10 protein-coding genes, 1 tRNA gene and 1 pseudogene are annotated in these 11,147 nt (G+C 75.4%); 5 read left to right on the top strand and 7 right to left on the bottom strand.

What is annotated here, in order from left to right:
• The first annotated feature begins 199 nt into the window (after positions 1–199).
• Both ACIOGZ_RS19920 and ACIOGZ_RS19915 read left to right on the top strand, forming a co-directional pair.
• Positions 200–727 (top strand): hypothetical protein, encoded by a 528-nt coding sequence (locus tag ACIOGZ_RS19920; protein WP_400986603.1) that lies wholly within the window; start codon positions 200–202, stop codon positions 725–727.
• Between the two features lie 118 nt (positions 728–845).
• Positions 846–1,793, top strand: a complete 948-nt coding sequence (locus ACIOGZ_RS19915; RefSeq protein ID WP_363583568.1) for a fused MFS/spermidine synthase — start codon at positions 846–848, stop codon at positions 1,791–1,793.
• Between the two features lie 337 nt (positions 1,794–2,130).
• On the opposite strand, the gene ACIOGZ_RS19910 is transcribed toward ACIOGZ_RS19915, so the two are convergent.
• The 5 genes and pseudogenes from ACIOGZ_RS19910 to ACIOGZ_RS19890 all read right to left on the bottom strand — a co-directional run.
• A complete protein-coding gene (locus tag ACIOGZ_RS19910; RefSeq protein WP_400986601.1) occupies positions 2,131–3,042 on the bottom strand; it encodes a hypothetical protein in 912 nt (303 codons plus the stop codon).
• A gap of 110 nt (positions 3,043–3,152) precedes the next feature.
• A complete protein-coding gene (locus tag ACIOGZ_RS19905) occupies positions 3,153–3,599 on the bottom strand; it encodes a DUF4442 domain-containing protein (protein ID WP_363583564.1) in 447 nt (148 codons plus the stop codon).
• Positions 3,600–3,730: 131 nt separating this feature from the next.
• Positions 3,731–3,806: transfer RNA gene (locus ACIOGZ_RS19900), tRNA-His, on the bottom strand.
• 127 nt (positions 3,807–3,933) lie between these two features.
• Positions 3,934–4,536 (bottom strand): oligoribonuclease, encoded by a 603-nt coding sequence (gene orn, locus ACIOGZ_RS19895; protein ID WP_063349299.1) that lies wholly within the window; start codon positions 4,534–4,536, stop codon positions 3,934–3,936.
• Positions 4,537–5,455: 919 nt separating this feature from the next.
• A pseudogene (locus ACIOGZ_RS19890) lies at positions 5,456–6,458 on the bottom strand (helix-turn-helix domain-containing protein); the annotation flags it as partial.
• 397 nt (positions 6,459–6,855) lie between these two features.
• On the opposite strand from ACIOGZ_RS19890, the gene ACIOGZ_RS19885 reads away from it, so the two are divergent.
• Both ACIOGZ_RS19885 and ACIOGZ_RS19880 read left to right on the top strand, forming a co-directional pair.
• Complete coding sequence (locus ACIOGZ_RS19885) at positions 6,856–7,206, top strand: hypothetical protein (protein ID WP_363583562.1); 351 nt, start codon at positions 6,856–6,858, stop codon at positions 7,204–7,206.
• Between the two features lie 228 nt (positions 7,207–7,434).
• Positions 7,435–8,235, top strand: a complete 801-nt coding sequence (locus tag ACIOGZ_RS19880) for a GNAT family N-acetyltransferase (RefSeq protein ID WP_400986599.1) — start codon at positions 7,435–7,437, stop codon at positions 8,233–8,235.
• Between the two features lie 151 nt (positions 8,236–8,386).
• On the opposite strand, the gene ACIOGZ_RS19875 is transcribed toward ACIOGZ_RS19880, so the two are convergent.
• Together ACIOGZ_RS19875 and ACIOGZ_RS19870 are read right to left on the bottom strand one after the other, a co-directional pair.
• Positions 8,387–9,454, bottom strand: a complete 1,068-nt coding sequence (locus ACIOGZ_RS19875; RefSeq protein ID WP_400811796.1) for an HAD family hydrolase — start codon at positions 9,452–9,454, stop codon at positions 8,387–8,389.
• 426 nt (positions 9,455–9,880) lie between these two features.
• Positions 9,881–10,456 (bottom strand): hypothetical protein, encoded by a 576-nt coding sequence (locus ACIOGZ_RS19870; protein WP_400986598.1) that lies wholly within the window; start codon positions 10,454–10,456, stop codon positions 9,881–9,883.
• 72 nt (positions 10,457–10,528) lie between these two features.
• On the opposite strand from ACIOGZ_RS19870, the gene ACIOGZ_RS19865 reads away from it, so the two are divergent.
• Positions 10,529–11,008 carry a universal stress protein gene (locus ACIOGZ_RS19865; RefSeq protein ID WP_063351389.1) on the top strand — a complete coding sequence of 160 codons (480 nt, stop codon included), beginning with the start codon at positions 10,529–10,531 and terminating at the stop codon, positions 11,006–11,008.
• The last annotated feature ends 139 nt before the right edge of the window (positions 11,009–11,147 follow it).

Raw genomic sequence — 11,147 nt, 5'->3', positions numbered from 1 at the left:
GTATAAAGCGGGCGTGGTTGCGGGTTATCCGCCATGAAATGCCATGCCTTGCTGTAAGGCGCCCCGTGGCCTGCGCGGTGTCCGCCGCGTTGTCCTGATACGTGGAAGCCCAGGCCGTCGCCCCGGCCTGCCGTCCGTCCCCGCGGCCCCCACCTCCCGGGCGGCGGCGCTTCCGACCCGACGAGGTACAGGAGGGCCCATGATGGCCACCGGACTGCCGCAGTACCGACCGGCCGCCGGCGGCGTGCTCGCCGGCGCCGCCCCCGCCCTGCTCCCCGACCCGGCCGACGACCGGATCCCCGGCCGGGGCCCGGTCGAAGGCGGACGCGCCCCCCGAGGCGGTGGCCGGCACCCCGGCCACCGCCTCGGCCCCGGACCGGACCAGGACACCCTCGTCACCGCCTGCGACACCGTGACGGTCGCCCTGCGGCACGGCCTGGAGGCGGTGGACATCCTGCGGTTGCGCAGGGCCTGCGGGGCCGTCCTGCAGAGCCGCAACGGCAGCACCGTCACCTTCCTCGTCCCCGCCGGCACCAGCGAGACCTGGCACCTGCCCGGCAGTTCCTGTACCGCCGGCGCCCTGCTGCCGACAGCCACCGACCCACGGTGGGTGATGCCCCCCTCCGGCGCCGCCTGCGCCGCCCGCCCCACCGACGCCTGGGTGCTCCGATCCGCCCTCTGCGAGGCCGCCTGCACGCTCACCGCAGGCGGCCTCGGCCCGTTCTAGCGGGCGTGCCGTGCGGATCCCGCCGGGCCCGCGAGCCTGGCCCGCCCCTCCGGCCGGATCCACCTGGCACGCCCCCGGACCTCCCTGACCGGCGAGGCCGCCCCGCCCGGCGGCGATAATGGCGGTCATGGGACGAAGCAGCAGAGCAGCCCGGGGCACGGGCCGCGGCACCGAGCGCGGCACCGAGCGCGACACCGGGCCGGACGTCACCGGCCCCGGCGGCCGCACCCATGCTCAGGGCCCGCTCACCCGCCCGGTCGGCTCCGGCCTCGCCGAACTGCGCCCCGACCGGGACCGCCCCGCCGCCTGGTCGCTGCTGATCGACGGCGCCCCGCAGTCCATGGTCGACCTCGCCGACCCCACCCACCTCGGTTTCGAGTACCAGCGCCGGCTCGGCCACCTGATCGACCTGGTCGCCCCGTCCGGCCGCCCGCTCACCGTGCTGCACCTCGGCGGCGGCGCCCTCACCCTGGCCCGTTACGTCGCGGCCACCCGGCCCCGCTCCCGCCAGCAGGTCGCCGAGATCGACACCGCGCTCACCGAACTCGTCCGCACCGAGCTGCCGTTGGAACGCAGCTGGCAGATCAAGGTGCGCGGCGCCGACGCCCGCAGCGTGCTCGAACGCACCCCCGAGGGCAGCGCCGACCTGGTCATCACCGACGTCTTCTCCGGCGCCCGCACCCCGGCCCACTGCACCACCGTCGAGTTCACCGCCCTCGCCGCCCGCGCCCTCGCCCCCGGCGGCTGGTACGCGGCGAACATCGCCGACGGCTCGGCGCTGCCGTTCGCCCGCTCCCAGATCGCCACCCTCGGTGCGGTCTTCCCCGAACTGTGCCTGGTCGCCGACCCCGCCGTCCTGCGCGGCAAGCGCTTCGGCAACCTCGTCCTCGCCGGCGCGCACGCCCCCCTCCCGATCGCCGACCTCACCCGCCGCGTCGCCTCCGACGCCGCCCTCGGCCGGGTCGAACACGGCCCCGCCCTCACCGCGTTCGCCGCCGGGGCCGTCCCCGCCACGGACGCCACCGCCGCCCCCTCCCCGGCCCCGCCCCCGGGCGTCTTCCGCTGACCCCCCGGCTGACTGCCCGGTTGACCGCCCGATTGACCGCCCGGCGGGGCCGCGTCCGGCTCACCGCTCGGCGGGGCGCCCGGCTGACCTCCTGGCTGACCGCCCGGCGGGGTTGCCCACCGCCGCCTGAAATCCTTTGACGGCGGTCCGGGTCGCGGCTGACAGCGGCGGTCGCCGTCCGGCCTGCGCCGACTCGGCATCCCGACTCCGGTCCGGACGCGGAGCCGTCCCGTCCGGCGAGGAGTGCGACCCGGATCGGCGGCACGCCGCCCGGTTCGCCCCCGGGCGTGCACGTCCGCGGCCGGCGCTGGAGCCGTCGCCAGGAGCGTGAGCCCGGTCAGTGCCCGCGCGGCAGGCCGCGGTGCTTGCACATGGCCGCGCCGGTCAGCAGCAGCCCGGCGGCGATCGGCGCGAGGACGGCGGTCGCGGTGGCGGAGCCGTCGCCCACGGCCGTCACCGTGGCGGTGTCGGCGAGCACGAGGGTTTCGGGCGGCTGGGCGGGTGCGCCGGGCCCGACCGGCGGGGCGGTGGTGGTGCCCGTCCGGTCACGACTCGTGGCGGGTCCGGCCGCGCTCCGCCCGTCCGGGGCGGTGGCCTCCTGGACCGGGGGCGCGTCGGCCGCCCCGGACGGGCGGGTGGTGGCGGCCGGTGCGGCGGAGCGGCCTCCGGCGGCGCCGGACCGTGCGGTGGCGGGCAGTTCGGCGGGCCCGCCCTCCCGGGAGGCGCGGGTCTCGGCGGGGCGGCCCTGGGCGGGGACGGTGTCGAGCAGGCCGGAGGCGATCGCGAAGGCGTCGGGGACGGCGGCCCGTTGGCCGGGCAGGGGGAGGCCGCCGGCCCGGATCCGGTCCTGGAAGACGCTGCCGACCGTGTCGGTGGCGCCGTCGATCCCGGCGTCGGGGACGGCGCCGGTCAGTTCCCCGGCGAGCCCGGGGGAGGGGCGATCGGTCTCCTCGGCCGCCGGGCGCCCGGGGGCGTCGGACCGCTCGGCCGACGGCCCGTCGTACGCGGGCCGACCGGCCTGGACGAGCCGGCCGGGCGCCGGCCCGCCGGCCAGGGTGCGGCGGACGGCTGGTCGGGTCTGGTCCGGCAGCGGGTCGGCGGAGGCGCCCTGTGCGCCGAAGCCCCCGAGTTGGGCGAGGAGGGCGCCGCCGGCGGCGAGGACGCGGGGCAGCCACCGGCCGATCGCGCGCCGTGCGCCGACGCCGCGGGGGGCGGGTTCCTGGGGCTTGGTCGCGTGATTGGCTCGCATGTGAGTTGAGAACGAGCGGACGGGTCGTGAGGTCACGCCCGCCGTCACGGACAGTCATCGCACGGGTGGCCCCGGGGCCGGGTTGCCCGGGGCCACCGGCCGTGGCGCGGTCAGGAGTTGGGGCGCAGCGTCCAGGTGACGGTCATCACACCGGTGACGGCGCCGTCGGCGCGGGTGATCTCGACGGTGACCGGGAACTCGGGGCGGCCGCCGGCGTCCAGCTCGGCGACGACCTCGGCGGCGGGGCGACCGAGGACGGCGGTGGCGGTGACCTCGCCCATGGCGAGCTTCTTGTAGGCGATCTCGGCGTTCACCGCGAGCGGCACGGCCCGGGAGAGCTGGTCGCCGAAGGCGGCGAGCACGATGCAGCCGCTGGCGGACTCGGCGAGGGTGAACATCGCGCCGGCGTGCGGTCCGCCGACGTGGTTGTGGTACGCGGGCTGGTCGGGCAGTCGCAGTACGGCGCGGTCCGGGGCGGTCTCCAGGTACTCCAGCTTGAGGGTGTGCGCCATCGGCACGGTGGAGTCGAGCAGCTGGCCGATCGAAGGTGTGGTCATGGCAGGAATGTTACTAGCCGGTAGCTTCTGGCGGCAGGCCTGTGGCAGGAAAACCCGAACCGTGGTGGGCAGTTGAGGAAACGCGAAAACGCCTGAGGGCCGATCTCTCGAAGAGATCGGCCCTCAGGCTCTGGGGTGAGTGACGGGACTTGAACCCGCGGCCACCTGGACCACAACCAGGTGCTCTACCAACTGAGCTACACCCACCATCTGTCCGGCTCGTTCCCGCTTCCGCGTTCCCGTTCCGACAGGAAGAACTCTACAGGATCCGGGAGGGTGCTCGCGCCAGGCTTTCGTCCAGGCGAACGCGGGCACCTCTCCCGGGCTCCTCCGGTCAGCCCTCCGGGGCCTGGTACTTCTCGGCGATGGCGCGCGCGGTGTCGGTGTCCGGTCCGGGCTGCGGGACGAACACCGCCTCGCGGTAGTACCGCAGTTCGTCGATGCTCTCGCGGATGTCGGCGAGCGCCCGGTGGTTGCCGCCCTTCTGCGGGCTGTTGTAGTACGCCTTCGGGTACCAGCGGCGGGCCAGCTCCTTGATCGAGGAGACGTCCACGATCCGGTAGTGCAGGTGCTTCTCCAGGGCCGGCATGTCCCGGGCGAGGAAGCCGCGGTCGGTGGCCACCGAGTTCCCGCACAGCGGCGTCCGGCCGGCCTCCGGCACGTGCTCGCGGATGTACGCGAGCACCCGCGCCTCGGCCTCGGCGAGCGTCACGCCCTGCTCCAGCTCCTCCAGCAGGCCGGAGGAGGTGTGCATCGCGCGCACCACCTCGGGCATGCCCGCCAGCGCCTCCGCCGGCGGGCGGATGATGACGTCCACACCCTCACCGAGGATGTTGAGCTCGGAGTCCGTCACCAGTGCCGCGACCTCGACCAGGGCGTCCTGGTCGAGGTCGAGGCCGGTCATTTCACAGTCGATCCATACCAAACGGTCATTCACACAACTCACCCTACGGCGCGATCACGCGCCGCGGGGACCGGCGGAGCCGAGCGGGGCTCCGGGGCACAGCCCTCGGCCTGGTGCTCCTCCGCGCCGCCGTGCGGGCCGTGGCCGTCCGGCCGCTCGCCCTCCCGCCCGGTCCGGACCGCGTGACCGTCCCGGGCCGGACGGGCCTCGCGCGCCGCCCGGGCACCGTCGGTCGCCGCCGTCCGGCCGCCCTGCGGACGGGCCTGCGGCACCCGTGCCTGCCGGCCCCGGAGCTCGCCCGCCCCGGTCGTCGGCTGCCCGGTGGGGGCGGGGGCCGGCACCCGGCCGCTCGCCGAGCCGTGACCGCGGGCGGAGCCCGCCGCGGCACCCGGTTCGTCCGCGGGCCGTTCGACCGCACTGCGGTGTCCCTGCCCCTGGCCGCGCGCCCCCGGCTGGGGGTGGCCGTCCTCCGCCGCCGCGTGCTCCGCGGTGCGCGGCGGGCGCCCCGCCCCCGACCCGGCCTGCGGCGGCACCAGCGGCGACCGCACCGGACCGCGCCCCGCACCCTGCTGCCCGGGGTGCGGCTGCTGCGCGGCCTGCTGGTGCGGGTACGGCTGCCCGGCACGGGCGTGGAAGGCCCGGTCGGCCGGCGTCCCGGCCTGCCCCGGAGCGAACGGGCCGGGCTGGCCGTGCGGGCCCGGCTGCCCCGCCGAGGCCGGTGACGCGCCGTGCGGCAGCGGCTGGCCGTGCGGTCCGGCCTGTGCCGGTGCGCCGTTCCCGGCCGGGAACGGGTACGCGGGCTGCGCGCCGTGCTGCATGCCGTGCTGCGTGCCGTGTGCCCCGCCGAACAGCGCCGCGCCCGCCGCCGACCCGGCCGCGGCCGCCGCGTGCGGCAGCGCGCCGGGCAGCCGCAGGTCGCCGCCGTGCGGACCGGTCGGCACCGCCGACTGCGGCCCGGGCCGGCGCGCCCGGTAGCTGGTCCGGTACGCGGCCGGCGAGACCCCGAGCTGACGGCGGAAGTGCCCGCGCAGCGCCACCGGCGAACGGAACCCGCACCGGCGGGCGACGTCGTCCACCGACAGCTCCGAGGTCTCCAGCAGCCGCTGCGCCTGGAGCACCCGCTGGGTGATCAGCCACTGCAGCGGCGCGCTGCCGGTGAGCGTGCGGAACCGCCGGTCGAAGGTGCGTCGGCTCATGTACGCGCGGGCCGCCAGCACCTCGACGTCGAACTGCTGGTTGAGGTTCTCCAACGCCCAGGTGACCACCTCGGCCAGCGGGTCGTTGCCGATCTCCTCCGGTAAAGACTGATCGATGTACTGGGCCTGTCCGCCGCCGCTGCGACGGCTCGGGACCACCAGGCGGCGGGCCAGCGCGTTGGCCGCCTCGGCGCCGTGGTCGCTGCGCACCACGTGCAGGCACAGGTCGATGCCGGCGGCGGTGCCGGCGGAGGTGAGCACGTCGCCGTCGTCGACGAAGAGCTCGCGCGGGTCCACGTGCACCCGGGGGTAGCGCTTGGCCAGCGTCGGTGCGTACATCCAGTGGGTGGTCGCCGGACGGCCGTCGAGCAGGCCGGCGGCGGCCAGGACGAAGGCGCCGGTGCAGAGCCCGATGATCCGCGCGCCCTCGTGGTGGGCCTTGCGCAGGGCGGTGATCGCCTCGACCGGCGGGGGCTGCGAGATCGAGCGCCAGGCCGGTACGACGATCGTGCCGGCCCGGGCGAGGGCCTCCAGACCGTACGGAGCGGAGAGGGTGAGGCCGCCGGTGGTGGCGAGCGGGCCGTCCTCGCCGGCGCAGACCAGCAGCCGGTAGCGCGGCACCCCGGCGTCCTGGCGGTCGACGCCGAAGACGGACAGCGGGATCGAGCTCTCGAAGATCGGGGCGCCGCCGAAGATCAGCACCGCGACGGTCTCCCGGCGGCGGCGGCCGGAGAGCTTGCGCGGGGCGGAGACCGTCATCGGGGTCGACGAGCCGTTCGCGCCCGGGCCACCGCCGTGGCCCAGCGGGCCGTGGCCGGGGGAGCCCAGGGGGAGGCCGGCGAGCGGGCCGCCCAGGGAGCCGGTGGGGGCGCCGTTCAGGCCAGGAGTGCCGTTCGCCCCGATCGCGCCGTTCGTCGCGCCCGTCCCCGGGTAGCCGGGGTAGGCCGGGAAGTCGGCGCCGTAGGCCTGCGCCGGGCTGACGGTGCCTCGGCTGACGGTCTGTCCGGAGTGCGACTGCTGGCCGCCGTGCGCTGCTCCGCCGTATGCCTGCCCGCCGTACGCGGGACCGCCGTACGCCTGCCCGCCGTGTGCCGCTCCGCCGTGCTCTGCGGCCGCCGCCGGGGTGCCGGTGGCGGCCGTGCCGGTGGAGGGCACTGTGGGGTACGAGGAGTGCGAGGCGGCGCCCGGGGTGCCGGAGTTGCGGGTGGTGGCGGCGGTCGCGGAGGTGCCGGTGCTTCTCGCGGACCGAGCCGCGATACCGGCCGCCGCCTGGCCGCTGTCAGGACCCGCGTCGCTCCTGCTCACCCTGCTCAAGGCGCTCAAGCCCCCTCGGTGGTGTGGTGTGGGTGGTGCGGCACTGCTCGCCAAGATCGAAATCTATCGGGTTGACCATTGCCGTTGTGACAAGTTCACCATCCGACGCTATGTCGACATGGCAATTTGGCGTGATGCATTCGATCACGAAGCGTGGCACCCGTCGACCCTTCTGGGAAGAGGGCCGGTGTAACGGTGGCTGGTTGTCGCGGGGCCGCTCCTGGGGCGTCCGGCCCGCGCGCGCCCGGTCGGCGGGTCTGGGCTGCGGATTTGCCCAAGCGGGAGGGATTGGCGCGAAATTGACCGAAAATCGGCGGTGCACGAGAGGGCGCACGAAATGAGCTCGTGCGCCTCCCAGGCTTCATCCGGCCAGGGCCGGGGCGGCGAAACCTGGGCGTGACGTCCGGGTTACCGTCCTGCCGTGAACACCAACAGCCGGCTCGAACAGGCCAACGACAACGCCGCCGCCTTCTGGCTCGCCCAAGCCCGCGTGCACGGCTGGCGGTTCCGCACCCGCCCGGGCTTGACGGCGGTCCGCTGCGCCCGCACCCCGGAGGACTCGCACCGCTTCGTGGTCACCGGTCCGTATATCGAACCAGCGCTGGTGAAAGGTGAATTGGCGGACCTCCTGAAGGAGTGGGAAACCATCTGCTTCACCCTGGAGGACCCGTACGGCGCACTCGACCTGACCCGGTTCGGCGCCACCCGGATGCCGGTCATGCCGGTGATGACCCGTGAACCCGGCCCGGTCGACGGCGTCCCGGCCGTCCTCCCCTTCCGCTCGGAGGCGTACGGCGGAGGATCCCTGACGGTCGATGAGGTGCTGGACGGCGATGCGTTCGCGCAGGTCGAGCGTGCGATCGTGGACGGCTTCCCGCTGCCCGCCCGGCAGCCCTGGACCCGTGGCGACGCGCTGCCGGAACGGCTCCTGCGCGAACCCGGGCTCCGGGCCTGGCTGGGCCGCGTCGACGGCGCCACCGCCGGCACCTGCCTCACCTACGACGACGGCCAGGCCACCGGGGTGTACTGGGTCGCCACCCTGCCCAGCCGGCGCGGCCAGGGCGTGGCCCGCGCCGTGCTCCAGACCGCCCTGGCCCATGCGCACCCCGATCGCCCGGCCACCCTGGTCGCCACCTCGCTCGGCGAACCGCTCTACCGCAAGCTCGGGTTCACCGAGCAGGCCCGCACCTGCTGGTGGACCCGGACCTCCGCGCACGGCTGATGGCCGGGCCGCCCCGCGGCGGGTCGTCGCCAGGTGCGGGGCGGGTCGCTGGTTGCGGTGCGGTGCGGTGCGGTTGGGTGGAGTGCGGTGCGGTGGGGTGCGTGAAGGCGTGTGGGGAGGGGTGCGCGAGGTGGCGCCTTCAAGCAGGGCGCTACGGGGCGGCCGCCGCCGGTGCCACGGCGAACGTGGTCCGCGCGGGCCCGACCCCATCCGCCGCCGTGCGGACGGCCGTTGGGCGCGCCACCGCGACGGGGCGCAGCACGCTCGACCCGCGGTCCGTCGCCTGGCCCGCGCCGGGGATCAGGCCAGGACGGCTGTCGGCGACCACGGCAAACTCGCCGGTGCGGTTTCGGACATCCGACCCCGCCGTCGAACCATCGGGGGCACTCGCCGCTCCGGCGTTCACGGCGGCAGGCGTGAACGGGCCGTCAGGGGCGGATTCCGTCAGCTGTGCGCTGGTCCGCGCGCCGGTGAGCGCCCCCGCGCGCACCGGCACCCCGGCGGACCGCCGCTGGACCGGCCCACCCGCGCGCAGGCCCGGCCTGGCCGACGGCGCGCCGCGTGCGGCGAGCACCTGGCCGACGGCCTCCGGCAGGCCGGCCGCCTTCAGCGTCGGCCGGTAGCCGCTCTCGGCCCAGGGCCGGCCGTGGTGCAGCCAGACGCTGCGCAGGCCGGCCAGTTCGGCGCCGGCGATGTCCGCGGGCGCGTGGTCCCCGACCATCCAGGTGTGCGCGGCCCACGTCCCGGTGGGTGCGACGCCGCACCGCTGGGCGGCTATCTCGAAGATCAGCGGATCCGGTTTGACGCAGTCGGCCTCCTCGGAGATGACCCAGCCGTCGACCAACGGCCCCAGCCCGGTCAGCCGGATCTTCTCCAACTGCGGCCGGGTGCCGCCGTTGCTGACGATGCCGAGCGTCCACCCGGCCGCCCGTGCCGCCCGCAGCGCGTCGACGTGTCCGGGCGGGCAGTGGATATGGGAGTTGATGCCGCGTCGGTAGTGGGCGAGCAGGAACTCGACGGAGACGTCCAACCCGTAGCGGCGCCGGACGGCGGACAGTACGGTGCTGCGCGGCACGTAGCCGCCGCCGTCGAGGGTGACGAACCAGTCGAGGTCTCCGGGCGGCAGGTCGCGCTCGGACAGGAAATCCTGAGCCCAGGCCCGGAAAGCGGCGTCCCTGGGGAGCAGCGTGTTGTCGAGGTCGAACAGGAGCAGGGGCATGCCGAGCATGGTGCCAGCGGCCGCGCCTATGCACCTGGCAAATGCCAGACCGCGTCGCGAAGCCGTACGTAGTGGCTGAAACGGGTTCCAGAACCTGGCGTACGGGTGGGTCCGGGCGGGCCGGCTGAGGCTGGCGGGACGTGACGGTTCGCGACGTGTCGCAACGGATCGTCGCCGATCCATGACAGTCCGGTCACGGTGTCCGGCAGGCCTGTTGCGTCGCCCGGTCCGCTCAGTCAAGCTCCAGGGAACCTCCTTTCTGGAGGGGGCGCGTGGCCTGCGGGCAGGGCGCACTGCCGACGGCGGGCGCATCCTCCTTTCGCGGGAACAATGCCGCTCCGAGGCCTCACCGCTGGGCTGGGCCTCACACCCGTCGTACTCTGAAAGGAACAGGTCACATACGGTGCTGCGCGGCGCAGACCGACGTCATCCCGTGGGCGGGCCTGCTGCCCGGGCGGCGTTGTCCTCTCCTGTCGGCCCCTCTCCCATGAAGAGCCGTGAGCCATGGCTGGTTTTGAGTCCTTCCGACCGGTGGAGCCGGACGCGCCCCGCAACGCGGGCGCGGACACCGGGGACGACGGCGGCCGCGCGGACCTCGCTCCAGCCGACGGCCACGCCGATGCATCGGGTCGTCTGCCCGCCAGCAGGCAGGCCGATGGCCAGGTCGACGCCCAGGCCGACGAGCCGTGCTGCGTACCGGCCGACGAGCACGGGGGTGAGCGTGGGGGCGGGCGGGCTGATGATCGTGTCGACGAGCACGTCGGCGAGCGGGTTGTCGGTGAGCGGGTTGGCGACGCCGCCGCCCAGCGAGCCGACGAAGCTGACGAACCGGCTGGCACCTCGGGCGTCGCTGGTACCGCCGATCTCATCCCGGGCGCCGAGGAAGCAGGCCTGGAGCCGGGCGCTCCCCGGGGCCTCGTGCGCGCTCTGTGCGGCCTGGTCCGACGGGGCGGCCTCGCCCGGCACGACCGTCCAGGGCCTCGCCAGCGGCGTGGCGGGCACCCGGCCGACCCCGCAGGTTCTCCGGTGACGGGCCGCCTGGGCCCGGGCGCCGAGCGCCCGGAGGCGTCCGGCCTGCCCGGCGCGCACACCGAGTCGACGGCCCGGGACGCGTCCGCACGCTCCCTCGACCCGGTCTTCCAGCACGGCGTGGTCGTCGGCTTCGACGGCTCCCTGTCGAGCGAGCGCGCCCTCGCGTACGCGGTGGGCATGGCACGCCGTTCGCAGTGCGGCCTGGTGATCGTGCACGTCGCCAACCGCCTGCCCGCCACTGTCTGGGCAGGCTGTGAACCTCCCGTCTTCGTCGACCTCCCCGACCACCGGACCGAGGTCCTGGGCTTGGAGCTCGCCTGCGCGGACTTCCTCACCGGGGTGCCGTGGATCCTGATCGAGCGGGGCGGCGACATCTGCCACGAGATCGAGGAGGTCGGCCGCGAGTACGCCGCCGACGCGATCGTCGTCGGCACGACGCACGGCCTGCTCGGCAAGATCTTCGGCTCGGTCTCCGGGCGGCTGGCGCGGCGGGCCAACCGCCCCGTGATCGTGATCCCCTGACGCTCCGTCGGGCGTGGCGTGTCCGCGCCCCCGGAGGCGTCTCTCCGTTGTCGGCCGATGGTGTCGGCCGCTACTGGCGTCGACCGCCCCGCCGACGTAGGCCCGCTCCTCTGCGTCGGGGGCTCCTCAATGTCGCCTG

The organism is Kitasatospora sp. NPDC088160 (assembly GCF_044741445.1).
Classification (GTDB): Bacteria; Actinomycetota; Actinomycetes; order Streptomycetales; family Streptomycetaceae; genus Kitasatospora.
The sequence above is the reverse complement of the archived record's forward strand: the minus strand, read 5'-3'. Positions and strand labels throughout refer to the sequence as shown.